This window comes from Myxococcales bacterium, from assembly GCA_022184915.1.
Lineage (GTDB): Bacteria > Myxococcota_A > Polyangia > Fen-1088 > Fen-1088 > JAGTJU01.
This window is the reverse complement of record JAGTJU010000004.1, coordinates 658,439-683,947: the sequence shown is the minus strand read 5'-3', so window position 1 is coordinate 683,947 and position 25,509 is coordinate 658,439. Positions and strand designations below refer to the sequence as shown.

Annotated in this window: 19 protein-coding genes; 11 read left to right on the top strand and 8 right to left on the bottom strand. The window is 65.8% G+C overall.

What is annotated here, in order from left to right:
* Window positions 1–9: 9 nt before the first annotated feature.
* The 3 genes from KA712_17930 to KA712_17920 form a co-directional block, all read right to left on the bottom strand.
* The gene (locus KA712_17930; GenBank protein MCG5054847.1) at window positions 10–3,828 is read right to left on the bottom strand and encodes a hypothetical protein; all 3,819 of its coding nucleotides are present in this window, start codon (window positions 3,826–3,828) and stop codon (window positions 10–12) included.
* On the bottom strand, window positions 3,825–7,502 hold the full coding sequence (locus KA712_17925) for a DUF3857 domain-containing protein (GenBank protein ID MCG5054846.1): 3,678 nt from the start codon (window positions 7,500–7,502) through the stop codon (window positions 3,825–3,827). Before KA712_17925 ends, KA712_17930 begins: the two co-directional genes overlap by 4 nt.
* A gap of 263 nt (window positions 7,503–7,765) precedes the next feature.
* Window positions 7,766–8,395, bottom strand: a complete 630-nt coding sequence (locus KA712_17920; GenBank protein MCG5054845.1) for a sigma-70 family RNA polymerase sigma factor — start codon at window positions 8,393–8,395, stop codon at window positions 7,766–7,768.
* A 174-nt stretch (window positions 8,396–8,569) separates the two neighbouring features.
* Between KA712_17920 and KA712_17915 the strand changes: the two genes are divergently transcribed.
* Window positions 8,570–9,442 carry a decaprenyl-phosphate phosphoribosyltransferase gene (locus KA712_17915; GenBank protein ID MCG5054844.1) on the top strand — a complete coding sequence of 291 codons (873 nt, stop codon included), beginning with the start codon at window positions 8,570–8,572 and terminating at the stop codon, window positions 9,440–9,442.
* 1,004 nt (window positions 9,443–10,446) lie between these two features.
* Here KA712_17915 and KA712_17910 read toward each other — a convergent pair.
* Window positions 10,447–11,316: a tetratricopeptide repeat protein gene (locus KA712_17910; GenBank protein MCG5054843.1), complete on the bottom strand. Its 870-nt coding sequence runs from the start codon at window positions 11,314–11,316 to the stop codon at window positions 10,447–10,449.
* Between the two features lie 154 nt (window positions 11,317–11,470).
* On the opposite strand from KA712_17910, the gene KA712_17905 reads away from it, so the two are divergent.
* The 5 genes from KA712_17905 (at window position 11,471) to KA712_17885 (ending at window position 20,015) form a co-directional block, all read left to right on the top strand.
* Window positions 11,471–13,387 carry an ABC transporter ATP-binding protein/permease gene (locus KA712_17905; protein MCG5054842.1) on the top strand — a complete coding sequence of 639 codons (1,917 nt, stop codon included), beginning with the start codon at window positions 11,471–11,473 and terminating at the stop codon, window positions 13,385–13,387.
* Window positions 13,384–15,267 carry an ABC transporter ATP-binding protein/permease gene (locus KA712_17900; protein ID MCG5054841.1) on the top strand — a complete coding sequence of 628 codons (1,884 nt, stop codon included), beginning with the start codon at window positions 13,384–13,386 and terminating at the stop codon, window positions 15,265–15,267. Before KA712_17905 ends, KA712_17900 begins: the two co-directional genes overlap by 4 nt.
* A gap of 5 nt (window positions 15,268–15,272) precedes the next feature.
* A complete protein-coding gene (locus tag KA712_17895) occupies window positions 15,273–16,712 on the top strand; it encodes an insulinase family protein (protein ID MCG5054840.1) in 1,440 nt (479 codons plus the stop codon).
* 12 nt (window positions 16,713–16,724) lie between these two features.
* The gene (locus tag KA712_17890) at window positions 16,725–18,344 is read left to right on the top strand and encodes an insulinase family protein (GenBank protein MCG5054839.1); all 1,620 of its coding nucleotides are present in this window, start codon (window positions 16,725–16,727) and stop codon (window positions 18,342–18,344) included.
* A gap of 72 nt (window positions 18,345–18,416) precedes the next feature.
* Window positions 18,417–20,015 carry a B12-binding domain-containing radical SAM protein gene (locus KA712_17885; protein ID MCG5054838.1) on the top strand — a complete coding sequence of 533 codons (1,599 nt, stop codon included), beginning with the start codon at window positions 18,417–18,419 and terminating at the stop codon, window positions 20,013–20,015.
* 3 nt (window positions 20,016–20,018) lie between these two features.
* Here the strand turns inward: KA712_17885 and KA712_17880 are convergent, their stop codons facing one another.
* Complete coding sequence (locus KA712_17880; protein ID MCG5054837.1) at window positions 20,019–20,531, bottom strand: hypothetical protein; 513 nt, start codon at window positions 20,529–20,531, stop codon at window positions 20,019–20,021.
* A gap of 213 nt (window positions 20,532–20,744) precedes the next feature.
* Here KA712_17880 and rpsN point away from each other — a divergent pair, with 213 nt between their 5' ends.
* From rpsN to KA712_17855, 5 genes are all read left to right on the top strand, one after another.
* Window positions 20,745–21,050: a 30S ribosomal protein S14 gene (gene rpsN, locus KA712_17875; GenBank protein ID MCG5054836.1), complete on the top strand. Its 306-nt coding sequence runs from the start codon at window positions 20,745–20,747 to the stop codon at window positions 21,048–21,050.
* A gap of 163 nt (window positions 21,051–21,213) precedes the next feature.
* The gene (gene orn / locus KA712_17870; GenBank protein MCG5054835.1) at window positions 21,214–21,792 is read left to right on the top strand and encodes an oligoribonuclease; all 579 of its coding nucleotides are present in this window, start codon (window positions 21,214–21,216) and stop codon (window positions 21,790–21,792) included.
* A 125-nt stretch (window positions 21,793–21,917) separates the two neighbouring features.
* The gene (rpmB, locus tag KA712_17865; protein MCG5054834.1) at window positions 21,918–22,151 is read left to right on the top strand and encodes a 50S ribosomal protein L28; all 234 of its coding nucleotides are present in this window, start codon (window positions 21,918–21,920) and stop codon (window positions 22,149–22,151) included.
* A gap of 79 nt (window positions 22,152–22,230) precedes the next feature.
* Entirely contained in the window at window positions 22,231–22,626 is a 396-nt protein-coding gene (locus tag KA712_17860; GenBank protein MCG5054833.1) for a hypothetical protein, read from the top strand.
* 86 nt (window positions 22,627–22,712) lie between these two features.
* A complete protein-coding gene (locus tag KA712_17855) occupies window positions 22,713–22,895 on the top strand; it encodes a hypothetical protein (protein MCG5054832.1) in 183 nt (60 codons plus the stop codon).
* An 89-nt stretch (window positions 22,896–22,984) separates the two neighbouring features.
* Here KA712_17855 and KA712_17850 read toward each other — a convergent pair whose 3' ends face one another.
* From KA712_17850 to KA712_17840, 3 genes are all read right to left on the bottom strand, one after another.
* Window positions 22,985–23,377, bottom strand: coding sequence for a hypothetical protein (locus KA712_17850; GenBank protein ID MCG5054831.1), 393 nt, complete (start codon window positions 23,375–23,377; stop codon window positions 22,985–22,987).
* Between the two features lie 305 nt (window positions 23,378–23,682).
* Window positions 23,683–24,822 (bottom strand): hypothetical protein, encoded by a 1,140-nt coding sequence (locus tag KA712_17845; GenBank protein MCG5054830.1) that lies wholly within the window; start codon window positions 24,820–24,822, stop codon window positions 23,683–23,685.
* Window positions 24,823–24,845: 23 nt separating this feature from the next.
* Entirely contained in the window at window positions 24,846–25,313 is a 468-nt protein-coding gene (locus KA712_17840) for a hypothetical protein (protein MCG5054829.1), read from the bottom strand.
* Window positions 25,314–25,509 lie beyond the last annotated feature (196 nt).

Below are 25,509 nucleotides of genomic sequence, written 5' to 3'. Positions count from 1 at the left end.
GATGTTTGCTCACTTGGCATGCGCGTCTCCTGCAGTGACCACGGGCCGTGCCGGTCCGCCGCTCACGGCGTCGGGAGCCACCACGCGGATGACAGATTGCTCAGCCGCATCGACTTTGCGCAACGAAGCGCTCAGTTTCGCGTAAGACGAAGACGAAACGCGGAGGAGGGGCACGCGCGACTCTCGATGAATGACCACTTGGGCGGGGCTGCCCGCTTGACCCGGGGACACCGTCCGGCGTTCGACGAAGCGCGGGCCATGAGGCCCCAGGGGCTCGACCGCCACGCCTTCCCCGGCATCAATCACGCGAAACCCTGCGGGCCAGATGACCGTTGCATTCAGGACCAGGGGTACGTCGGGCCCGACCAGCAGAGTTGTGGCACGCGTGGGTTCGGTTGCGAAGCGACGCCCAGGTTGTGAGACGAAAAAGCGCGGCTCGACGGTCATGCCTCGCGATGACACAGAGGCCAACCGTTCCAGTTTCGCCTCGTAGGTCAAGTGGACCTCCCCGTCGCGCACGTCGAACGAGACCATCTGAAGCTCGGCTCCCGGGAACTGATGAGCCAAATAGGCATCCTCGAAGCGGCGTTGACGCTTGTCTTCGTCGGCGCCGATCTGCTCGAGCGCCTCAGCCCACTCGATGGCAGGGCTACCCACCAGGTGCTCACTGACCTTTAACGTAGCGCCCCCGTCGAGCGCGACCGCGAGGCGCAGGTCCACCTCCCGGCGGTCCGAGACCAAGCTCGAGGTGAAGCGCGGCACACCATCGAGATTCAGGGCGCGCGCCCCATCGAGTCCGGGTGGCACGTAGCCAAAGGGTGCATGCCGCAAGCGAAGGTCGACGAAAACGCCGGGCTGGCCAGACGCCGAGGGAAGCTCGGGGAAGTACAGGATGACCTCCGAAAACGACATGACCTCCTCGGGCGACGACACATCGTCGTGTGCGGCCACGGACAAGGGGCGAACCATGACCGGCTCGGCTCGGACGCCCAGCGCCCGCCCCAGCGCCAGAGCCACCGCCAGGCGGTTGCCGCGGCCCCGGGCCAGCGCAAACGTCGCGGGTTCATCGGCCGTGCCCTCGGCCTCGATCTTTTTTGTGGTCCACGCCACGAGGGCGGCGGCGCGATCCGCTTGCCCGGCGCTCGGGCCTCCGGCCTCCGCGAGGACCTCGGCCGCCACGTCTTCGACCTGCGGCGACGGTCGTGCGATGGTCGACAGGCGTTCAGCCACGAACGCCGCCCAAGTGTGGGCGTCCACTTGGCTCGCAAGGCGAACGGACGGAATCCACTGCAGTGCATTGTCGGCTGCCCGTTCCGGGAAGACCTGGGGAACCTGCCGCGCGACGAAATACAACGTCCGAAGGCCGTCGCCCCGTCGCTCTTCGAGGGGAGCTGGAGCCTGGGCGCGGCGATCGAAGGAGACCTCCGCGGTCGTCGGAAGCACCACCAGGTACTCGCTCAGGTCGAGCGGCGCTTCGTTCGACTGGAAGTAAAAACGCTGGCCCAAAAAGCCCGGGGCAAACGCAGCAGACGGTTCGACGGTCTCGAGTGTTTCCCACTCGACGAAGTCGCCCGGCTCGAGTTCGGGGGCCGAAACGCTCTCTTTGCCGAAGATGTCTTCGGGCTCCCGTACCGTCAGGTCGGCCTTGACCGTGCGCAGGGTCAGGACCTCGGCGCCTGCGGGCACATTGACTTCGCCCCAGCGGTCGAGGGCTTCCTTCGACTGCACCCGAACGATCCCGTGGGTGAGCAGCATGCGCGTGCCGTCAGGGAAGACCCGCTCGGCCAGGCGGTCGAGGACGAACACGGCAGGCGCGTCGTAACGCCGGTCCGAATTCAGGAAGCGGCGAATCACCCCGAGGCCGTCCACGCGTTCGCCATCGATGGGAAGCGGCACCCCTAAGGCCCGCGCTGCCTGGCGCACGTCGGTCGCGCCGGGGAAACGTTGCAAGGCGTCCGTCAGCACGGCACGCGCCCTGGCCTCGTCACCCTGCTGGGTGTGCAGGTTCGCGAGACGCAGAACGAAGGAGGGGTCACGCGCCCACACCCGCGCTTCGGCTTCGACGAGGGCCATGGCGGAGCGCGTCTGCCCCGCAGCGGCCAGCGCCTGCGCGTGGTCGAGCGTCTGCCAGTGAGGCGCCGCCGACACGGCGCCTGCCGCCGCATACAGCTGCGCGGCAAGCGCGGGCATACCACGGTCGAGCGCCTGGGCCGCACGCCCGAGGTCTCGGGCGTCACACCGATTTAGTAGGTCGAGCCAAGAATCCAAAGAGCCAAGGTGATCACGTTGTCGCGCGCGCCGAAAAGCCGCCTCGAGCACGGGACATCCCCACACGCGGGGAGGCTGGCCCGCGCTTGCGATGCCCACGATCGCCAGCGCCGCATCGAGGGCTTCATCAGCCTGGTGCTCGAGGCCATCTACGCTGAAGGCCTCGTGTGCGGCCAGGGCGGCGGGCCAGAAGCGCGGCGCCTGTTTCCGGGCGGCCTGAGCTTGAAGGGTCGCCTCGCGGGTTCGCCCCTCGAGGCTCTCGAGCGAGGACAGCGCCAGGCGCGCGCGCACGGCCGCCGGATCCCTCTCGATCGCCAACCGGAAAGCACTCCGCGCCCGATCCCGGGTCACGTTGTCCGGGGCCGTGGGATCAGCCAAGGCGAAGCGCCCTGACTCGACCAGGCCCAAAGCGAAGGTGCGCAGGCCCCGCAGTGTCTCGAAGGCGCGCAGGCCCTCGTGCCACCGACCCTCGAGCCGCGCGACCTGCACCCGCGTCAGCGCTCCCAAAGCCACCGCAGCCGGTTCGTGGAGAGGCAAGGGCTCCGGGGATGTCTTGGGGACGATGGCCTCGGCATCGGCATGAAAGGCCGCCAACCAGTACTCTGCACCACCCCCGTAGGTCGAAAGCCGCAGCTCGAGTGTGTGCCGCCCGGGCGCAAGCGTGACCCGCATCGCCGAGTGATGCGGTCCCCAGGCGTCGGTTGACCCGTGAGCGTGGTAGGGCCCTTCGTCCACGCGCAGCGCTGCGAGGCCTCGGTAGTCGAGCACCACATCGTAGGCGCCGCCTTCGGGTAGTTCGAGCTCGGAGCGGATGAGCACGACGCCGGGCAACCCATCGCGGGACGGCACCTGGACTCGGCACCCCGAGACCTGAACGGGCCCTTCACTCTGCGTGCGGGTCCCTTGGCCGAGCGGCACGCGGAGGTCTAGCACGGGCCGGCGGCCTGCAGAGCCCTGCTGCACGGCTGTCCGCGGGCAGTGAGCCCGCTGCGCCACCTCGACGAGACGCTCGGGCTGCCCCATCCGGCGTGCGGTGTCGTCCAGGGCCTGGAGCCATTCGAGGCGCACGGGCCACGGGAGCCGCTCCCCCGGGATCGCCATCAGCTCGGCCCAACGGGCTTGCCACGCGGAGGTCTCGAACATGAGCACGTCGAGCCAGACCGCCGCCGCGTTGGCCAGCCAGCGTGTCCACGGGCCCGCGTCCTTTCGATCAGCGTCGGCCAGCAGAAGCTGGAGGTCGTCGAGCGCGGCCTCCGTGTCGCCATGCTCGAACGCCAAGGCCAGCCGCCCGTAGCGCGCAAAGGGATCTTCGGGCGCGGCGGCAAGCGCAGCCGTGAAGTCTCGCCGTGCACGTTCGGCATCTCCCGCGATCGCGTGCGCCCAGCCTTCCTGAGACAGAGGGCTGCCCTCGGCACCGCGTTGCTGCGCTCCCGAGGTGGCACACCCCCACCCCACTGCCGCCGCCAGAAACGCCCCGAACACACCTGACGAAACGCCTCGGGCAAGGCCACGACGAAAGCCAGGCGTCCCCTGCCTCACGAACGAGGAGGCTGCCTTCATTGTCCCGACACCCCCACAGTCGGCCGCTGCACAGGTTCGAGCCGAACGTGGTCACGCAAAGCGGCCTCGGCCGCGCCCAGAAACTGCCTGAAAGCTCCGTACTGCGCGGACGAGAACCGGTACTCTACCATGTCGAGGCGGCTTTCCACCGTGAGCCGGCTACCGAGCTCAGCGTCGCGAACGATCGCCAGCCGAAAACGTCCGAACGGCGCTTCGATCTCGAGGTCCTTCGGCAGACGCGCAACCTCGAACCCCGGGGGCAGGTCGAACACCAAGGTCTCCTCGTGCTGCCAGGGATACGAGAGCACGAGGTCCATGCGGCGGTGAGACAGCCTCGCGTAGGCGCGCAGGTACTCGGGCGTTCGCGAGGCAAGGGGCAGCAGCAGCGCAGGCCCCTGAGCCACGGCCAGATGGGGCACGTCGATCGTGGCGCTCACGGCGACCGGTTCGCTGGGAGCTTCGGTGCCCGTGATGGCAAGCGCAGAAACGACGGCGCCTGGGAACCGGGCGTTCCAAATTTTGCCGTACTTATCGAGACGCTCTCCGGCCGTCTGGTAGTGCTGACGCCACTCCGGCGCCGCCTGTCCCCGCACCATCACCGTCTCCTCCACCTTGGCAGCTCCGTCAGCGCCGAGCGCCACGCTCCAGGTGCGGCGCGCCTGATTGTCCCGCGAAGGCAAGACAGGCGTTTGCACCAGCGTTTGCCCCGTTGAGCTCACCCGCAACGCCATGGTTCCCTGGTCCTGATGAGGAAGCTCCTTCATGCCGGAGAACTCGGCCGTACCATCGAGGTAAAGATCGAGGGCGGGCACATACACGATCGCGTGATCGAATACGGCCAGCGAAGCCGGCGCCGCTTCCACAGCACCCCCGCGCCGGGTGCGCAGCAGGACCAACTCGGCTTCGACACCGACCACTTTCAGCATCGAGACCATCAAAGAAGCCTTGTCTTTGCAGTCCCCGAAGCGGCGGGAGAGGATCTGCGACACCCGGTAAGGCTTGTAGCCGTGGATCCCGAACTCGAGCCCCACGTAGCGCGTTCCTCGGATGACAGCCTCGTGGACGGCGCGCACCTTGTCCTCGAGTGTCTTGGCCCCGGCGACCGCGGTTTCGGCGAGTCGCTTCACGTTGGCGTCGGGAACGAGCTGCTCGGCAACCAAGTTCCAGTACCACCGACCGACCTGATCCCAGGTTTCATAGGTGCTCACGTGGAGGTAGGGCGCCACCTCGGCCCACCCCGGCATCGAAGGCTCAGGGATCACCTTGGCCACGGGACGGGCCTCGAACCGGTACTCACGTCGCCCCCCCCGCTCGACCTGGTCTCGCGAGAACCCAGGCAGCGTGGGCGTGTGAAAAAAGAATGTCTTTCGGCTTGGCCCCACCAGCACGTACTGCCAAAGGTTCGTGGGCACGGTCTCCGCCACGAACTGAAAATCGCCAAAATAGCCTGACATTTCGTTGCGAGCCGCCACGTCGGCCACGGTGTACTGGATCTCGAGCACATCGCCGGGGTGCAGGCCCTCGAAGGTCACCACCTCGGCACGGTTGTCGTAGTAAAGCGAGTACCAAGGCTCTGACAGGTCGCGATCCTCGCGCCCCGTGGCCGACGAGATCTCGAGCACGCCGCTCGGGTTGCGCCGGTAGACGCGCGCTTGGCGGACCTCCACCTCCTGGGACCCAGGCGTGTAGCGAATGTAGAACGTCTCGTTTTGCCGGGCGCCAGGCTCGGTCAGCACGTGGACGAGCCGCTGCGCAAACACTTCCGAAAGTCCATTCTCGTGCACGTTGACCACCCGCCGGTCCAGCAGCACCCGTGCGGCATCTTCCGGGGCGGCGGGCAGAGGGGGCGCCAGGGCTTCGCTGACGAGGGCGGTGGGATCGAGGGCATAGCGCCGAGCCAGGTCGGCTGCGGCTTCGTCGGCGCGCCCGTCGTCGTCCCGAGTCAGGGACTCTCTGTATTTCCGCAAAGTGGGATTCTGTGGACGCAAGGAAAGCGCTTGCTCCATCGCCCGAACCGCCTCGGACGAACGGCCCCTCCGGGCGTGCAAGCGGCCCAGCGCCTCGTGCAGGTCGGCGGCCCCCGGGACAGCCTCGACGGCGTCCGACAACACGCGCGTTGCCTCATCGAGCCGCCCAGCCCCCTCGAGGGCCTCGGCCCAGTCCTGCGTCCAAAACGAAAGATCGGGGCGCCGCTTTGCCAGGCTCTCCGTGAGGCGAAGCAGGGTGTCAGTGTCACGTGCAGCACGGGCCCCATCAAGGAGGGTATCGGCCAAGTCGGAATCCGTTTGCCTTCTTTTGGCCAGGGCCGCAGCCGTTCCGCGCGCCCTTTCGACCTGACCCAAGGCCAACGCGACCTGAATCTGGCGTTTCTGCACGGGGGGCAGCTCCTCCAGCGCGGCCGGAAGAGCTTCGAGGCGTTGCCATGCCCAGGCCGGCATGCCGGCCGCCCGAGCCTCCTCGGCAAGCGCCAAGTGCGCGGGCCAACAACGCCCGCTTCCCGCCGCATCTTCGGTCGCGATCGCCTGCTGGCGCAAAGACAGTGCACGCACCGGCCGCCGGGCTGCCTGAGCCAGGTCGCCGAGCTCGCAAAGCACGAGGCATCGCTCGACGGCAGGCGGGTCGAGCGAGAGCGCTTTTTCCAACGCCGCAAGGCGATCGTTGTCTTCGGCGGCGATCTCACCCAGCAACCGCCACAACGCGAAAGCATCCCCCTTTTCCAAGGTGGCGCGAAGGACCCTCTCGCCTGGTTTCTCTTCCTGATCGAAAGGGCTTGCGTGTGCCCAGAAGCGAGCGAGAGACAACGCAAGTTGCCGGGCTTTCTCGGTCTTTCCGGCGGCCAGGGCCCGCGTCCAGCGCGCTTCTAGCTCAGGACCGAGATCTCGGACGGTGCGCGTCGCGGGGCCCGCGGGACCCAAGGGCGCTGACCGCTTACCCTCGAGGGTGGCGGTCACGCCTGACAAGGGAAGCCCTTGCGGATCCGTTAGGCGCACCAACAAGCGCCACGCGCCGTCCAGGTTCACCGTCTTGAGCACCAGCAGGTTTTCGCCGCGCTCGAGCTGCACGGGGGCGGCGTCCTGGTCGAGTCGCGCAGGCCGCTCGACCTCGCGGGTCAGGACGGCCCGCCCGTTGAGCCACGCCTTCACCGGGCCGGAGCTACCGAGGCGCAACGCCGCCGCTTGTTTCCGGGCACTCCGAACGTAGACCGCAAGAAACGCCGCAGCCTGGTCGTCGGGCGCCACCGCAGCCCCCACCAAGACCACGCCTGCACGAGACATACTCCGCACCTTGCGCCAGGAGACGCTCTGAAACTTTCCCTCGAACGGGACGGTGGCGAGGACGCTGAGCGGCTCCCGCTCGGGGGCAAGCGGCGACTCCAGGGTCGATCGACCTTGAGCCTCGAAGGGCCCAAGGACCCAGAAATCTTCGATCAGACCAAGGCGCTCGCGCAGCCGACGAGCCTCGTCGGTTCGACCCCGCTCGTCTTCCCATCGCGCCAGATGAAAGGCCGCCCAAGCCCCGACCAGGGGGTCGCCGCGGCGGGGCTCGAAGGCGGTCCGGGCGACCTCTGCGACAGCGTCAATGACGGGGCGGTCGGGCAGGCTATCGTAAAGCCCCACGAGCTCGAGCAGCGGGCCGATGGCTTCGGCGCCGGGGTCGCTTGCCGAAATGTCCACGAGCGCCTGGTGGTAGCGAACCCAATAAGGATTGCCGTCGTCGGACGAAAAGGCGGTCCCAGACGGAGCCGCAGGTCTCCCGTCGTCTGCACGTGCTGCATTCGTCGCCACGCACGATAGAACGCCGAGGCAGAGGGCCAAACGCTGCAGCGTCGGTAGCCACGACCCACGAGCACCACGTTCTCCCCCTGCTATCTTTGCGGCGGAGGCGGCTGGGTTGTTCGGCAGGGGCAGCGGGGGGCGCGTCAAGACCGAACCCGAAGTCACCGCGCCTCGAAATAACGCGTGATGGCCTCGCGCAGGGCCAGCCGCGCCCGATGGAGGCGCGTCTTGACGGCAGGCACGGACAAACCGAGCATTTCGGCTGTCTCTTCCGTGGAAAGCCCCTCGACGTCGCGCACGAGGAACACGGCACGCGACGCCTCCGGCAGCTCGTCGACAGCGCTCTGGATGGCACTTCGGAGCTCGGTAGACTGAAGCTGGTCGTCGGGACGCTTCGACCAGTCATCGCCGGCGCCGCTACCGAAGCCATTAGGCCCCGGTTCGTCAGCGCCGTCGAGCTTGATGTCCTCCATCGATACCTGGGGGTGACGGCGCCGGGACCGCAAGAGCATGAGCGCAGCGTTCGCGGCGATGCGGTAAAGCCAGCTGCCAAATTGGGCTTTGCCCTCGAACTTGGCAAGGTTGCGCCAGGCGGAGAGCAACGCGTCTTGAACCACCTCTTGCGCGTCAGACTCCCCCCCCGTCATGCGCAGAGCCAGGCGGTACACCCGCTCTTGGTGGCGCTGCACGAGGGTTTCGAAGGCAGAAAAATCACCGGTCTTGGCCTTTTCGACCAACTCGTCGTCGGGCGGACCGCCGTCTGCGGCTTGCGGAGATTCGGTATCGAGCACGTCTACCAGGGAGCTTACCAAGACTCTACACCACGGCGCACCCGCCACAAGCCGTCGGCTCGCTTTCGCCCTGGGACGCAAAACGGCAGGCCCTCGCCTTCGGAAGAGGGAGCTCGCCCGCTCGAGGAAAGGCTTGGCGCAGACCGGCTTCGGAGTAAACTGCGCGCCTTTTTCATGCTCTTCCCTCTCCTCAAGGCGGCCCGCCCCCACCAGTGGGTCAAGAACGCATTCGTGGCGGCACCCCTGGTGTTCTCCCTGCGCATTTACGACCTGGCTGCGGCCTTGCGCGCTCTCGGCGCCGTCGCCAGCTTCTGCGTGCTCTCGAGCGCCGTTTATCTTCTCAACGACATCGTCGACGTGGAGAAGGACCGCGCGCACCCCGTCAAGCGGCGCCGTCCCATCGCCGCCGGGACGTTGCCACTTCCCGCCGCCCGGGCGGGCACGGCAGCTTTCACGGTAGCCGCGCTGCTGGGCGCCTTTCTGCTATCCCCGGCCCTGGCCGTGGTGGCAGCTTGCTACTTCGGCCTGAACCTCGCGTACACGTTTTGGCTCAAACGGGTTCCTTTCTTGGACGTAGGTTGCATCAGCCTGGGGTTTTTGTTGAGGGTCGCTGCAGGTGCCACGGCCATCTCGGTGCCGGCTTCGCCCTGGCTTCTGGTGTGCACCCTCCTCCTGTCGTCGTTGCTGGGCTTCGGAAAGCGGGCCCATGAGCTACGTCTGCTGGAGGATGGCGTGGGCAAAAGCCGCGAGGTCCTCGAGCGCTATCACCCCGGGGTGCTGCGTATCCTGATGGCAGCGCTGGCGCTCGCGACGGTGGTCACCTACGGCGCGTACACGCAATCGGAACACGCCGTAGGGCTCTTCCAGACCCGAGGGCTCGCCCTGACGGTCCCGTTCGTGGTTTTTGGCATCGTTCGTTTTTACGGTCTGACGTTCAGCAGAACCGACGCCGATAGCCCGACCGATTCCATGCTGCGCGATCGCCCATTCCTCGCCAACCTTCTCCTCTACGTCGCGGCCGTGGCGCTCATCCTCTATTGGAGCTGAAATCGAGGGGGCGGACTCGCCCCCTCCACGACTACTGGCAGGTTCCCCAGCGCACGGAGTTGGCGTAGGCAACACACTGACGCCCGGCACCACAGATGAGCTTGGAGATCGCTTCCTGGCGAAGGGGGCAGACCTTCAAACAGGTGGCTTTCCCAGAGGAATCAAGCATGCAGGCGAGCCCGGGCTTGCAGTCCCGAACCAGCTCGCAGGGCTGTCCTTCGTCGATCAATCCAGCGCAATCACAAACAGCCTCATTCGGCCTATCTGGCCCTGAGATCAAGCACCCGAATGCAGGAAAGGGGCGGTCCGCCCGGTTGCAGTTACCCTCGCCGAAGACCGGACTACAGTTTCCTGGCGGCGCATCACACACCTTGGCGGTGTTTGGCTCGAGTGGGATGCAGGCAGCCTTGTCCGGACAATCGCCGTCGGCCTTGCAGAACCGGAAGCAGTGACGGCCACATGCTGGGAAGACTTCAGGCAAACAAAGGGTCCCTGGCCGGCAGTCATCGAAAAGCGCGGTGGGCCCGTCACCCCCGCACGAATCGCCAACTGCCTTCAGTGCGTTGCTCGGTGATTCGATGCACGCGACTTGAGTATTGACCACCGTGCACCGCTGATTACACGCACACCCAGACTGGCATACAGGATCGCAGACGCCTGCTGCACCGGAGGACTGGCACATGGGCAACGGCCCGACACACATCCCTGGGCTTCCCCCCACCCCTGGGCTTCCCCCCATCCCTGGGCTCCCACCCACCCCTGGGCTCCCACCCACCCCTGGGCTCCCCCCCACCCCTGGGATGCTGCCGGACGTTGCGCATCGCAGCGTCTTCGGCTCACACTCGAATCCATCGGGGCACTGCTTTCCGCCCTGCGTATTGCAGGCGATCTGCCCGTCGGGGATCTCGGGGTTGTAACAGGCCACAAAGGTTGCGGCGACCAGGGCGCCCGCGGCCATCCACTGTGCGAAACTCTGCGCGCGCATCATAAGCTCCTCGCTTCGTTCAAAAACGTATCGTGGCCTCGGCGCCCGTGAAGGTGCGGCCGACGACGGGGGTCAGGGCAAGGCGGGGCGGCGCCGACGCGCTTGGGGCTGCGGCTTCGGCAGGGGCCGAGCGGCTGCTGAACAGTAAGACCGCACCACTCACCCCGGCCACCACGCCCAAAAGACCCGTGACGACCGCGACGCCATCGAGAGCTTTGCCCCGGCTTTCCACATCGGGGTCGAAGACGAGCTGCTTTTCCACGTCCTTGGCCGCCTTGTTCGCCATGCTTCCGGTCACGACGGACGTCACCAGAAGAACGCCTCCAGCCCCTGCCAGAATGATGCCCGTCGTGCGCCACCTGTCGGGAGCAACGGATTCGACCGGCGTGGCAGATACCGGCTCCGTGGGAGGAGCAACGCGCGGCGGAGGCGGCTCGAAGGTAGGCGGCGCCTGCGTGACCACCGGGGGCGGCGACGCTGGCACCACGGGCTCGGCCGGTGGAGGGGGAGTGATGGTCCTTTCGCGAGCTTCGAGTTCCCTTTGAAGGTCGGCGATCTTGTCCTCGACGTCGGCTCGGTTCGGCGCGTCGGGGGCGCGGCGAAGGTAATTCTTGTAGAAGCGAATCGCTTCCTCCGCTTGCTCGTTGAGCCGGTAGGCCTGGGCGATGTTGTACAAGAACACCGGGTCTTCGACGTTGAGATAGGCCTTTTGGTACTCCTCGATCGCGTCTTGGTATCTCCCCACGTCGTAAAGCCGCCGCGCTTTCTCGAAGTGTTCCTTTGCGGCTCTTTTCTGCTCAGCCGTTTGAGCCGAGGCGGTGCCTACCGATACGATCGCGCCCAGCAGCACCCCCAGCACCACACGACGTAGGACCTTGCGGATTGTCATCTCGTCTTTCCCTTTTTCCATCTAGGCATCGGCGCTTTCTCCACGCAGCTGACGTTCGACGCGAGAACGCAGTGCGGCCTTACACTACCCGAGCGCGAAAATTGGGTCAAAGGACCAGTCAATTCCGGGACTTGTCCCACATCGTCCCCTCTCGGTGCAGAGTGCAGAAGCGGCGCAGCTGGGGTGGCGCTGTTGCGACAACGTGCAGGTCGTGGCAGTGCACCGCTTGATGACCGCACACGCCGGGCCCAAGACCTCCGACGCGAAGAGCGGGTCCGTCCCGAGAGCTCCAACGCTTCGAGGTTATGGCCGCTTACAGGCGAAGCGCTTCCTGGCGGGAGCAGGGGCGCTGCTCGCCACGAATGCCCTGGGGCTGTTGATTCCGTGGCTGCTCAAACAGTCGATCGATGTTCTGCGGCACAACGAGGCGAGCGCCATGACCCAGGTCGGCCAATACGCCCTGGCAATCTTGGGACTTGCCGCCGCACAAGCCGTCATACGTACCGTTTCACGGGTGCTGGTGTTCAACGCCGGACGGGAAGTCGAATTCGTGCTGCGCGGCGACCTCTTTCGCCACGTGATGTCACTGCCGCTCTCGTTCCACCGAACCCACCCCACGGGCGAGCTGATGTCGCGCCTCACCAACGACCTCTCCGCCGTGCGCATGCTCTTCGGCCCAGGCGTGCTCAACGTCATGAACACCACGATCGTGTACGCCACCGGACTTTGGCTCATGGCCTCACTGTCACCGCGGCTCACGTTGTTTGCCCTCTTGCCCCTACCACTCGTGGTGGCTTCGGCCGAGTTCGCAAGCCGGCGCATCCATCAGCAAAGCCGGGCCCTTCAGGCGCAGATGGGTGAGCTCGCCAATCACCTGCAGGAGGACCTGGCGGGCGTGGCCACGTTGCGAGGCTATACGCTCGAAGCGGATCGCCATCGCCGCTTTGCCGCCGCCAGCAACGGGTACCTGCGCAGGTCGCTCGACCTGGTCCGCACCCGGGGTTTTTTGGGGCCACAGTTCGCCATCGCCGGAGGTCTCGGGACCCTGATCGTGGTTTGGCTGGGAGGTCGGGAGGTCATCGCGGGGCGCATGACGGTGGGCGGGCTGGTGGCTTTCAACGCGTACTTCGCTTACCTGGCCTGGCCCACCATGGCGCTCGGCTGGGTGCTCTCGCTGTGGCAGCGCGGCCTTGCGGGATGGGGGCGCGTTCGTGACGTGTTCGCCACGCCGCCCGCGGAGACCAGGTCAGAGGGCGACATTCCTGAGGCCATTGCCGACCTGCGCCAGGCTCGGCTCGAGGTCCGCCGGCTGTCGGTGGAGATCGACGGCCGCCGGGTGCTCCACGACGTGTCGTTCACGCTCGAGCCCGGCACCACCACGGCGATCGTGGGACGGACGGGCTGCGGCAAGAGCACGCTCGTCGACGCGCTGCTGCGGTTGGCCGAGGTCCCTCCCGGCTCCTTGTTCCTGGGGGAGCTCGACGCCACCACCCTGCCCCTCGGGGCGTTGCGGAGGCAGATCGCGTACGCCCCGCAGGATTCGTTTCTGTTTTCGGCAAGCATCGCCGACAACATCGCCTTCGGTGACCGCTCCGAGGAAGGTCAGCCGCGCCTGTTCGATGCGCACGGCGACGAGGCTCGGCGCGCCATCCGCCAGGCCGCTGAAGATGCAGGGCTGATGCGGGACCTCAAAGAGCTGCCCGACGGCATCGACACGCTCGTGGGGGAGCGCGGCATCACGCTGTCGGGAGGCCAGCGGCAACGGGTGGCGTTGGCGCGGGCGCTGTACGCACGAAGCCCGCTTCTCATACTCGACGATTCACTATCCTCGGTCGACGCACAAACCGAGCAAACGATCCTGCGCCGACTTCAACGTCATCTGGGAGCCCGTACGGCCGTCATCATCTCGCATCGGGTGGCCGCCGTGGAAACGGCTGGGCAGATCCTGGTGCTGGATGAAGGGCGTCTCGTCGAGCGCGGACGCCACGACGAGCTGATTGCGGCGGGGGGTGTCTATGCCGCGCTTTACCGCGAGCAAGCCGAGCCACCGGGACTGGATGTGGCGATATGAAGCCACCCGCCGCCCGACCGGAGGGGCGCGCCGGAGCCGCCGCCGCATCGCCGAGCACCGAGCCGCTGATCGGCAAGGCACTGGACCGACACCTGCTGGCGCGCATCTTCGCCTTCGTTTGGCCCTACAAGCTCTGGCTCGCGGCGGCCTTGGTCGTGTTGCCCGCGGCAGCTGCCTGCGAGCTGGCACAGCCCTACCTTCTCAAGCGAGCCATAGACGAGCACATCACGGTGGGACGACTCCAGGGTTTGGATCGTCTGGGAGCGTTTTACTTGGCAGCGCTGGCGGGCCAATACACGCTGCTCTTCCTGCAAACCTACGTCGTGCAGTACGTAGGTCAACGGGCCATGGCGGACCTGCGGGACAAGGTCTACCAGCACGTGTTGAGCCTGCCCCAGTCGTTTTTCGAGACCACGCCTGTGGGGCGGCTCATGACCCGCATGACCAGCGACATCGAGTCCCTCAGCGAAATGTTCGCGTCCGGACTCGTCAGCCTGGTCGCTGATTTCGTGAAGCTCGCATTCATCCTGGCCGCCATTTTCGCGCTGAACGCCAAGCTGGCCCTCATCTCATTGGCCAGCGCTCCCCTGCTCTTCGGCATCGCGTTCGTGTTCCGGAGGATCGTCCGCGAGGCGTTTCGAGACATCCGCACACGGCTTGCCAATCTCAACACATTCTTGCAGGAGCACCTGTCCGGTGTACGCATCGTGCAGGCCTTCACGCGCGAGCGCTGGGTGGCCGCCCGCTTCGACGAACTCAATCACGACTACCGGCGCGCGAACGCCCGGGCGATCACCTCGGACGCCGCCCTCTACGCCATCGTAGAAGCCGTGGGCTCCTTCGCCATCGCGGCTTTGCTTTGGTACGGGGGCGCCCAGATCGTGGCCGGAACGCTGACCTTCGGTGTTCTCGTGGCGTTCATCGAGTACCTTCAGAAGTTCTTCGCACCGATTCGGGATCTCTCGACCAAGTACACCGTGCTCCAGCAGGCCATGGCGGCCGCGGAGCGGGTCTTCGAACTCACGGACATCCAAGCCAAGGATGCCCCCGTCCCCGCAGGTCGCCCTCAAGGGCAGAGGATCTCTGCAGCGTCGGGCGATCAAGTGGTGTTTCGCAACGTGACCTTCGGATACCGCGAGGGACAGCCCGTCCTGCAAAGGATCGATCTGGCCGTTCCTCGTGGCAAGGTCCTGGCTGTCGTGGGGCCAAGCGGCTCCGGAAAATCGACGCTCGTGAAGCTGCTCGCACGCCTTTACGAACCGAGTGCCGGCGACATCCTCCTCGATGGCCTCCCTCTGTGTCAGATTCCAGCTCAGGAACTACGCCGGCGTGTCGTGGTCATCGGCCAAGAGCCATACCTCTTCTCCGGGACCCTGGAGCATGCGGTGGGCCTTGGACAGACCGAGCCCAAGCGCATCGCCGAAGCGCTTGTGCGCGCCGGAGCCAGCGAGCTCGTGCGGCGACGGCCCGAAGGGCTCCTGGCGCCCGTGGCTCCGCGTGGTGCCAATTATTCTGCCGGTGAACGTCAGCTGCTCGCCCTTGCCAGGGCCCTCTGCCGCGACCCGGAGGTGCTCGTGCTCGACGAAGCCACCGCCAACGTGGATCCCGAAACGGAACGCCTCATCGATGCGGGCACGACCGCGGCCATGCGCGGGCGCACGGCGATCGTCATCGCCCATCGCCTCTCGACGATCGCAAACGCCGATCGCATCGTGGTGCTCGACGAGGGCCGCATCGTCGAACAGGGCACTCCGTCTGAATTGTTGGCGCGGGAGGGACTATTCGCGCGTCTTCATCGGTTGCAGACGCAACGTCAGCGCCCTGAGCCCGATCCCTCTGGGCAGGGCCCTTTACTTGCCGCTACGCCCACGTCAGGATGACGCGCATGAGTCGACAGCCACACATTCACACCAAAGCGCGCTGGATCGCCCTCATGGGCGCTTTGGCCCTCGGGGGAGCGGCGGCCGAGAGCCCTCCCCTCGCCGCAGCCACCCCGCCAGGTCAGGCGACGTCGCACAAGACAGCCTCCACACCCGACATCCCTTTCGAGTCGTACACCCTCGACAACGGGCTCGAGGTGATCTTGCATCATGACGCCTCCGTGCCGACCGTCCACACCGAGCTTTGGTACAAAGTCGGCTCGAAGGACGAGGAGCCGGGCAAGACGGGCTTCGCTCACCTCTTCGAGCACATCATGTTCCAGGGCACGAAGCACGTTCCGGAAGACGCCCACTTCAAGTACTTGCAGGAGGCGGGCGCCTCGAACGTCAACGGCACCACCAGCTTCGACCGCACCAACTACTACGAAACCCTCCCGGCGAACCGGCTCGAGCTGGCATTGTGGCTCGAGTCGTCGCGTATGGGCTTTCTGCTGCAGCGCCCTTCGTTTCAGGAGACCCTCGACAACCAGCGAGAGGTCGTCAAGAACGAGCGCCGTCAGCGCGTGGAGAATCAACCCATGGGTCTGGTGATGCAGACGCAGCTCGAGTACCTGTTCCCACCTTCGCACCCCTATCTCCATGAAGTGATCGGTAGCATGGAGGACCTCGGCCGGGCCTCCGTGTCGGATATCAAAGCCTTCTTCAATCGCTACTACGCGCCGAACAACGCGATCCTGGTGGTCGCAGGGGCGTTCGATGCAGGCGAGGCCAAGGCGCTCGTGGAAAAGTACTTCGGGCCCATCCCCGCAGGCCCGCCCATCGTACGTTCCAAGCCGGCACCGGTGGCGCTGGAGGGTCCTCGCAAAGTGGAAATGGAGGCGAAGGTGAACCTTCCCGCCGTGTTCCTCGCCTGGCATTCGCCCGCGATGTACCAACCCGGAGATGCGGAGATGGACGTGATTGCCGCCTTGCTCTCCGACGGCAAGACGTCGCGGCTTTACAAGCGACTCGTTTACGATCTCAAGCTGGCTCAGCGCGTGGATGCGTACCAGTGGTCCTTGATGAACGCAGGGCTGTTCGAGATCACGGCGACGCCGCTACCCGGCAAGACCATCGAGCAGCTCGTGCCCGTCATCGACGAAGAGCTTGCGAAGCTGGCGTCCGAACCAATCACGGGCCAGGAACTCGAGCGGGTCAAGAACAAGATCAAGACCAACTTCTTTCAGGGCCTGGAACAGGTGGCAGGCCGCGCCGCCTTGCTGGCACAGTACAAATATTTCACGGGTGATCCTGGGTTCATCGCCCGTGACCTCGCCCGCTACGAGGCTGTCACCCCGGCGTCGGTTCAGGCCTTCGCGCGCAGCATGTTGCGTAAAGACCGCCGCCTCACCGTCACCGTGACGCCCAACGAGCAGGCCCCGATCATGGGGCGCGTGAAGAAGTAAGGAACTCGAACCATGCGCAACTCAGAATTCGATCGCATCATGCCGAACGGCGTCTTCCGGCTGTTCCTCGCGGGCATGCCGCTCACGCTGCTCCTGGGCGGCTGCGCCAGCAGCGGGACGGCGAACTCGCCCTCAGCGAGCGCCGAAGCCTCCGTGGCGGCCTTGCCACCCACGACAGAGTCGCCCACCCCGACCCGGACGCCCCAGCCCACGGTCGTGCCGACCCTCCCCGAGCGCATCACCCCCGATGCGGAGTTCCGCGCGGAACGCCCCACCCCCGAGCCTGATCCCAAGTTCGAGGTCCCGAAAGTCCAGCGCTTCAAATTGGCCAACGGGCTGCCCGTCATCCTGGCCAGCGACGACAAGCTGCCGCTGGTGTTCGTGCAGTTGGTGGTCCGCACCGGAAGCCTGGCCGATCCCGTGGGCAAGGCGGGGCTTGCCGACCTTGCGGCGGACATGCTCGACGAAGGCACCAAAACCCGGAGCGCTCTGGAGATCTCGGGGGCAATCGAGCAACTCGGCGCTTCGCTGTCGACCGGGGCAGACTGGGATTACAGCGCCGTTTCGGTGTCGGGCCTCACCGAGGTCATGGACCGCGCCTTGCCGGTCTGGGCGGACGTGCTGCTCAATCCCGCCTTTTCGGAAGGTGAATTGGAGCGCGTGCGCGAGAACCGCATGGCTGCGCTCAAGCGCCGGAAGGACTCCCCTACTGCCCTGGCAGCCGTGGCCTTCGGGCAAGCCGTGTACGGTGACCAACACCCCCTGGGCTGGCCGCAGGACGGCACCGAGGCGACTTTGCCGAAGCTCTCGGCCGCCGAGCTCCGGGCCTTCCACGAAGCTCAGTTCAAGCCCGAGAACGCAACGCTGGTGGTGGCGGGCAACATGACCGAGGCGCAGGTCAAGGCCGTGATCGGGCCGCTGCTCGGGACCTGGAAAGGCGGGGCGAAAAAGCCCCGTCCCGTGCCTGCGGTGAAAGAGCCGGAAAAGACGAAGGTGTTCCTGGTCGATAAAGCGTCGGCGCCGCAGTCTTCGTTGCGCGTAGGGCTGCCCGCCCTGCCGCGCAAGCATCCCGACTACTACAAGGCGCGGGTCATGAACGAAATTCTTGGCGGCAGTTTTCGCCGGCTGTCACTGAACCTGCGCGAGCAAAAGGGCTGGACGTATGGCGTTTATTCTCGCTTCGCCACGCACAAGGTGCCAGGCCCCTGGGTGGTTTCTGGGGAGTTCGTCGCCGACAAGACAGCGCCCGCCGTTCAAGAGATCCTGAGCGAGATCACACGCATCCGAAGCGAAGACGTCCCGGCGCCCGAGCTTCAGGAAGCCAAGGACGCGCTGGTCAAGGCATTCCCGGCCTCCTTCGCGACCATGAAGCAGCTGGCAAGCCAGATGGCGGGCCTTTATGTCTACGACTTGCCGCGCGACGAGTTCGAGAGCTACCAAAAGAAGGTCGCGGCGGTCTCGGTCAAGGACGTGCGTGACATGGCTCGCAAGTACCTTCTGCCAGAGCACCTGGCCATCGTGGTCGTGGGTGACCGCGCGTCGAACGCCGAATCCCTGGGCAAGATTGCCCCCGTCGAGCTCCGGGATGCGGACGGAAACCGCGTGGACGAGGGTCCAAAGGCGCCCGAGTAACCTCTTGCCTCAAGGCCCCCGGGCGGTCGGCTGCACCGCGCCGCCCGGGGATCCTTGCGGGCCGCCGAGCGGATGCAGGTGCAGAGGGCCTTCGAGGCCCGTACACTTGCCGCACCCTTGACCTCTTTTCGAGACATCCGCGCCCAGCGACTGGCCGACGAGATCGGCACGATCACGAAGCAGGCCTCCCTGCCCGTGGCCCTCGTTTACCCGAGCCCCTACCACGTCGGTATGTCGTCCTTGGGATTCCAGACGATCTACCGAGAGCTGAATGCCCTGCCCGAGATCAGCGCCGAACGCGCGTTTCTCCCCGAGGACGTTCCCGCGGCGAAGCAGGCCCGCGAGCCTCTGTGCACGTACGAATCAGCGAGGCCCGTGGGCGATTTCCCGGTGGTGGCGTTCTCACTGGCGTACGAGCTGGAATTGGCGGGCCTCGTGGACTGCCTCGACCTGGCCGGCATCCCTCCCCTGGCACGCGACCGTGCCGACGACCCTCACAGGCACCCCCTCGTCGTGGTGGGGGGGCCCCTGACGTTCTCGAACCCCGTTCCCGCCGGGCCCTTTGCCGACCTGATGATCATGGGAGAGGCCGAGGACTTGGTGGGCGTGCTCATGCAAACGGTGCTCGACACCTCCGACCGTGGCGCGCTCTTGCAGACCTTGGCGAAGGTTCCGGGCTTCTATGTGCCGTCCGTTCACGGGGAACTGCCACCTCCCGTGGCCAAAGTACCCGACGAGCGTCTGCCCGCTCATTCGCAGATTCGTACCCCGCACACCGAGCTGGCCGACATGTTTCTCATCGAACCCGAGCGAGGCTGTCACCGGGGCTGCACCTACTGCGTCATGCGACGGAGCACGAATGGGGGGATGCGCCTCGTGACTCCCGAAAAAGTCCTGTCGCTGATCCCTGAAGACGCCAAGCGGGTGGGCCTTGTGGGGGCGGCCGTCACAGACCATCCCGGCTTGCCCAAAATCCTCTCTGCGCTGGTTGCCCAGGGCCGGGGCGTGGGCATCTCGAGTCTGCGTGCCGATCGCCTGACCGACGAGATCGTGGGCTTACTCAAGGCGGGTGGCTATCGCACGTTGACCACGGCTTCGGACGGAGCTTCGGAGCGCATGCGCGACGCCATTGCTCGCAAGACGCACGCACGGCACCTGCTGCGTGCGGCCGCCCTCACGCGCAAACACGGGCTTCGCCTGCTCAAGCTCTACATGATGCTGGGGTTGCCGGGGGAAACGATGGACGACGTCGACGAACTGGTGGGTTTCGCCAAGGAGCTGGCCCGCGAGGCGCCGAAGGTGGCCTTCGGAATTGCGCCTTTCGTGGCCAAGCGCAACACGCCCCTCGACCGTCACCCTTTCGAGGACATGGCCAGCATCGAGGCCAAACTCGCCCGCCTCAGGGCCGGCGTCAAAGGTCAGGTGGACATTCGCTCGACGTCGGTGCGGTGGGCCTGGGTCGAGTACCGCCTCGCTCAGGGCGGATTCGCGGCCGGGCACGCGGCGATGGAGGCGGCCCGGGGCGGAGGCAGCTTCGGCCATTGGAAGCGCGCACTCGCCCACGTTCCGGAGCCCGAAGCCCTGCGGCCCGAGCCTCTGCCTTCGCTGAGGGTCCTGCCTGCGTCTCTGGCGCCGGGCGAAGGGCGCTCCTCCACGCTCGTCCCTGACTGACCGTCAGTTCACGAGCCCCGAGGTCGCGTCGGCGTCTTCGCCCTCGTCGTCGAGTTCCTCACCGTTCGGTCCCATTGGCAAAATGGGAGCCCAGACCAGCCGCCGCATCAAAGCGTCGTCGATCAGCATGCCGCGGTCACTAAAGTGCAGAGCGTTTTGCGGACTGCCTTCGTGAAGCTCCGCGACGAAGATGATGGGACGCCCCTGGTCGTTGTAGCCAAGCTGGACAATGGCGTTTTCGAGCCAGCGGCCGCCCCCTGAAAACGAGATCTCCTCGGGAAGGGTGTAAAACCCTTCGAGCGGCAGCTCGATGAGAGACCGGGCCCACGCTTCGTTCGTGAGAGGAACGACAGGATCGTGCCAGAACCAGCGGTTGTTCCGATTGTCGTGCGGACGCACCACGAAACGCTGCCCCTGGCGGCGCCCCACGTACACCAAGACCTCGGCCGGGACGGCCACCTCGTGACCAGGAAGCGCCGTCGTCGTACGGTAGAGACCAGAGGCGGGCCAAGGCATAAGTCTCTAATATCACGTGCCTTGGGCTCTTGCCGCCTTGCCGCCGTGCGCCCGCGCACGCAAAAGGGCGGCCCCGGCCGGATACGTCCGCACCGTGCCTGGCGGGCTGCTGCGATTGCGGGCACTGGTCTGGCTTCGCGCTGGTCTCGAGTGTTTATCAGTGGTTGCGTAACGGATGCACAAGTGGTAGTGATCGCAACCCCGGAGAATTGAATGGCGACTCTCGCGAAATTGATCACGAACGGTAAGCGCAAGAAGCTTGCGACGAAATACGCGCCCACGCGGCAAAAACTCAAAGAGATCATTGCCTCCCCCACGGCCTCGGCCGAGGACAAGGACAAGGCCAACCGCAAGCTGCAGAGCCTGCCGCGAAACAGCACCAAGGTGCGTTTCCGCAACCGCTGCGAGGTCACGGGCCGTCCGCGCGGCTTTCTCCGCAAGTTCCGCATGTCTCGTATCGCCCTGCGCGACTTCGGTCTGCGCGGCGACATCCCCGGCGTCATCAAGAGCAGCTGGTAGTCCCGGCAAGGCGCTGACGGTTCACGCTGTCGCGCCTTGATCGATTGGCCATGGGGCATTTCCAGCACGGTCGAATCTCGGGTGGGCGGCAGAAGCTCTGCCGCCCCAATGCTTTTGTGGGCCCTGGGCATACCACAGGCTTCCCCTCGGGAGCGAGAGCCTCATGATGTCTGGCGAACCACGTTTCGTGTGGCTCGACATGGAGATGACGGGGCTCAATCCCGACTACGACGCGATCCTGGAGATCGCCGTGGTGGTGACCGGCCCTGACCTCAAGCCGCTGGCCTCGATCGAGCGAGTGGTGTTTCAACCTGACGACGTCCTGGCGCGCATGAGCGCGAAGGTCCGCGAGATTCACACCCACAACGGCTTGGTCGACGACGTCCGCACGAAGGGACTGGACCTCAGGGTGGTGGAACGTGATGTGCTCCGCGAGATCGCGCAGCACTGCGGCCCCGGACAGGGATTGCTCTGCGGGCGCTCCATCCACAACGACTGGAAGTTCCTGGTGAAGTACATGCAACGCATCGAGCAGCACCTTCACTTCTTGCGCGTGGACGTTTCCACCTTCAGCGTGCTCGTGGACGCATGGTACCCCAATGCCCGGTACCCGCACCCTCAGCAGACCCACCGAGCCATGGAAGACGTGAAGGCAGGCATACAAGAGATGCGACACTACTGCCACTCGGCCTTCCGCGTCGATCTGGACCATCTGCCAGGTCCCCTTCAGCCCAAGTCCTGAAGGGACAAGCACCCTTTTTTACCAGAAAAGACCCAAACTTACGCAATTTCCGAGGTTTTTGGGGCTTGCGCCCACGCGCAGCAGGCCTTAGTCTCTCGGCTCCTTTTCGCACACAGGAATTTACGATGTCTCGCGTTTGCCAAGTTACGGGAAAGAAGCCGGCCACCGGCAACAAAGTCTCTCACTCCAACCGGAAGTCCCGCCGGCGTTGGCTTCCCAACCTGCAGTGGAAGCGTTTCTGGGTTCCCAGCGAAAACCGTTGGGTGCGCCTGCGTGTCAGCACCACGGCCATCCGTGAGATCACCAAGCGCGGCATCGAGCCTGTGATCGCCGAGATGCGCGCAGACGGTAGGCTCTAGTTTCTACGTTCCTCACCTCGTTTCCCCCCTTTTGGGCCGGGAGGTCCGCCTGATGGCAAAAAAGGCGTCCAGTCCTAGCATGGCTTTTGCCGTGGCCCAGCTCGAGAAGAACCCGCGCATGGCCTTCGGGGACCTGAAGGCCATGGCTGAGAAGCGGGGTTTGAGCGTGTTGCCCATCGTGTACGGGCGTGCCAAGAAAGCCCTTGGGCTGCAGCGGCGGGGGGGAAAACCCGGTCGGCGCGTGGCCCCAGGTCGCGTTGCGTTGCGCCCCCAGGGGAGTGCATCTCCCGGGCGCGCCCGCAGGGGCAGGCCTCCCAAAAGCGGGGCGACTTCCCCTGGCGAGGGGGACATCGGTCGCCTGATGGAGCTCGTGCAGCAGGCGGAGCTTCACCGCCAGGCCCTCGAGCAGATCCAGGCGATCATCGAGGGTGCTCTCAAGCCGAACCGCCCCCGGGGCCGTCCGCGCAAGAGCTGAACGCCTCGCGCTGCGGGAGCGTGACATCTTCGACGCCCTCATTTGGCGGTTGCCATGTGGGTCATGTAGTCGCATAGTACGCGCCCATGAAGCCCCAAACTGCCTCAGGTCTTTTGACCGTATCTGCCTCGCTCACCGGAGGGGCCGCCCGCCGCCGACGGCGACGCCGCTCGGGGCTCATCGCTGCAAGCCTCGCTGGCCTGCTCTCGATGGTGTCCGAGCTTGCACGCACCTTCTCCGCCTCTTCGGGACTGGGCGCTGCCCTCTAGGCGAAGCGTCCGAACGAAGCTCCCCATAAACGAAACGCGCGGTCTTTGGTGACCGCGCGTTTTTTCGTTTTCGAAGCCCGCGAAGAGGGCTACTCCTTTTCGACCTTGCCGAGGTTTCCTCGGGTCACCCGGGCCCAGCCATCGCAGAGCTCGGCGGTGAAGGTCAATTCATCCCCGGCATTGCCTGTGATGTTCTCAAGACTCACTGTGCCTGCGCCTGCGCCCGTGATGTCGGCCTTGGCCTCTCCGAGCTTGAGATGACCAATCACCGGATCGCCATCGCTGTCTTCCACCACGAACGAGACCCGGAGGCTGTTGCCGACCCTTGCCGGGAGCTTCGAGGTGATGCGGATCCGGGGGTTGCGGTTGTTCTTGCGCTCGCCGCGCGCTTCCTCCACGTTCCCGTCTGCGATTCGTTTGCTCCAGCGCTGGATCGTCTCGACCTGCCAGTCCTCGAGCAGGGAGGCGGGGATCGGTGGCATCCGGGGGCGATTGCCACCGGCCTGCGGCTCGACATCCAGGCCGATAAGGCTCGCATATCCACTCGCCGTCCCACTAACGGCAGGAAGGCCTTCACCGCACTTGCTCGTATCGAAGAAGTCGAACCTAAATTCGCCGCCGGGCTTGGAGTCCCTCCCGTGGCAATGCAAGCACTGTCCTTGCAGGATTGGGTAAACGTCGGCTTCCCAGGTGGGGTTGCGGGGAGCCGTGGGCGGGCTGCCACACGCCCCGAGGCCAAGGCCCGCAAGAAGCAGCCCACCTAAAACTCGATGTTGGCTTCGCGTTTTCATAGGTAGTAGTGCACCTGAAGGAGGAGAGTTTTGGCGGTTTCGATGCCCACGGGCTTTTGCAGACGCCCCACGAGCTGGAGCTCGAAGTGCGGGTACGGGAACCAGTTCACGAGTCCCGTGAGGGCGTCCGTGGCCGACTCCTTGACCTGAAGCGCAGTCTGCCTTCGCTCCCCGAGCACGGTCAGCATCACGCTGTTCCAGGGCAAAAACGCCAGCCCCGCCGCGCCCACGAATTGGTTCTGCGCGATGCCGCCCCCGAACTGCTGATTCATGATGTTGGCCTCGGCCAGGAACATCGTTCGCAGAGGCTCGAGGAAGTACCGAAGCACGGTACCGCCGATGAAGCTACTCGTGCCGTCGACGGTGGCGAACTTGCCCTGCAAAGCGACCGAGGCCGTTTCCTCGAAGAGACGCCGTTCGGCGTACACCGCCGCCCCGGTCTCCCGCGCTCCCAGACGCTGGACCCAATCGGGCCCAAACGCCGTCATGTGAAGCTCCCAGGTGTTGTCGATGTAGCCGCCCGAGAGGTTGTAGCTTTCCTGCAGGAGGTTGAAGCCGAGGTCTCTCCGCACGTAGGTGATGTGCTCGGCGAGCCGAAGACCAAAGGGGGCATAAAAGCGCCCCGCCCGGGCGTACCAGCCCTGTGCCGAAGGCTGCCACATGACGAAGTGCTCACGCGACACGAAGCGGTGGTCATTGACCGGCTCGTAGCGTCCCCTCGCCACCTCGTCCGAGTCGCTGCGCAACTGTCCCCGCATGCCTCCCGTTGCCTGAACCGAAAACGCTTCGCCGAGCGCGATGCGAGCGTAGAGGTCCGCCTGCATCGGGAAAACCGCCTGGCTGGGTGAGTCCGGTCCGCCGACGTCGTGCGAGGTGGCCGCCAGGCGGAAATCGCCCCCTAGCGCAAGCCATTCAGGCAGCTCGAAGAGCCCGTGCAGGAACTCCCCGTTGCCCTCGAAGGTGGAGAGCTCTTCCCCCGCCGCGTCCCGGCCGTATCCCCGGAGCAATCCGCCCCCGGCCGGAGCGAAGTGACACTGGTTGCAGCGGGTCGTGCCCGTGGTGAACTGCCATTGCGGGTAGGCCTGGGCCTGGGGCGCGCCCACGGCCAGCGCCGCCGAGACTGACGCCACCGCCAAGAGCACTCTCATTGCGGCGCGCATCAGTTGCCCCCCGTGGAGCGCTTGGCCCCTTTCGAGATCCACTCTTCGATCAACGCGATGTCAGCCTCGGCCAAGGGCCGATCGGGAGGCATGCGCTCCGCACCGATCGCCCTCATCATGTTGACGATGCGAGACTGGCTCGGATTGCCCGGGGTGACCAAGGGCCGCGGCTTGATGGGGTCCCCGGCTCCTGGCGACGAGGTGCAGTCGACGTCGCCCTCGTCCTCGATACAGCGCTCGGTCCTGATACCCAGCCCCGTGAGGCTGATATAGGCCTTCTCCTCCGTCGACATGTCCATGCCGGACACCGCCGCCGATTCGCTGTGGCAGCTCGAGGTGGCGCAGTTCGGAATCAGGATCGCTGGGGCGATGTACGCCCAGTCTGCGGGTCGGTCATCCCCGGCCGAGCCGCAGGCCCCGAGCAGCAGCCCCATCCCCAAGAGTCTTGGTAGGTACTTGAGTGTCACGTTGTGGTCCAATTAATCACAATTTTCGTATCGCAAGAAGCAAAGAACCGCCCGGGCCTCCGCTCGACGCTTGGACACCCGAGCCTCGTCGCAAGGCAATGGCGGGGCACTTGGATGCACCCTACGGGCAAAACACTTCGCTCGCGCGCAAGGCTTCCCCGCCAACCCGACGTCGACACCGCCCTGCAAATGCCCT

Bases quoted from the DNA above. Each gene is read 5' to 3' on its own strand.
- KA712_17930 (MCG5054847.1), bottom strand. From the start codon at position 3,828: ATGAAGGCAGCCTCCTCGTTCGTGAGGCAGGGGACGCCTGGCTTTCGT.
- KA712_17915 (MCG5054844.1), top strand. From the start codon at position 8,570: ATGCTCTTCCCTCTCCTCAAGGCGGCCCGCCCCCACCAGTGGGTCAAG.
- KA712_17910 (MCG5054843.1), bottom strand. From the start codon at position 11,316: ATGACAATCCGCAAGGTCCTACGTCGTGTGGTGCTGGGGGTGCTGCTG.
- KA712_17900 (MCG5054841.1), top strand. From the start codon at position 13,384: ATGAAGCCACCCGCCGCCCGACCGGAGGGGCGCGCCGGAGCCGCCGCC.
- KA712_17895 (MCG5054840.1), top strand. From the start codon at position 15,273: ATGAGTCGACAGCCACACATTCACACCAAAGCGCGCTGGATCGCCCTC.
- KA712_17890 (MCG5054839.1), top strand. From the start codon at position 16,725: ATGCGCAACTCAGAATTCGATCGCATCATGCCGAACGGCGTCTTCCGG.
- KA712_17885 (MCG5054838.1), top strand. From the start codon at position 18,417: ATGCAGGTGCAGAGGGCCTTCGAGGCCCGTACACTTGCCGCACCCTTG.
- KA712_17880 (MCG5054837.1), bottom strand. From the start codon at position 20,531: ATGCCTTGGCCCGCCTCTGGTCTCTACCGTACGACGACGGCGCTTCCT.
- rpsN (MCG5054836.1), top strand. From the start codon at position 20,745: ATGGCGACTCTCGCGAAATTGATCACGAACGGTAAGCGCAAGAAGCTT.
- orn (MCG5054835.1), top strand. From the start codon at position 21,214: ATGATGTCTGGCGAACCACGTTTCGTGTGGCTCGACATGGAGATGACG.
- rpmB (MCG5054834.1), top strand. From the start codon at position 21,918: ATGTCTCGCGTTTGCCAAGTTACGGGAAAGAAGCCGGCCACCGGCAAC.
- KA712_17860 (MCG5054833.1), top strand. From the start codon at position 22,231: ATGGCTTTTGCCGTGGCCCAGCTCGAGAAGAACCCGCGCATGGCCTTC.
- KA712_17855 (MCG5054832.1), top strand. From the start codon at position 22,713: ATGAAGCCCCAAACTGCCTCAGGTCTTTTGACCGTATCTGCCTCGCTC.
- KA712_17850 (MCG5054831.1), bottom strand. From the start codon at position 23,377: ATGCCACCGATCCCCGCCTCCCTGCTCGAGGACTGGCAGGTCGAGACG.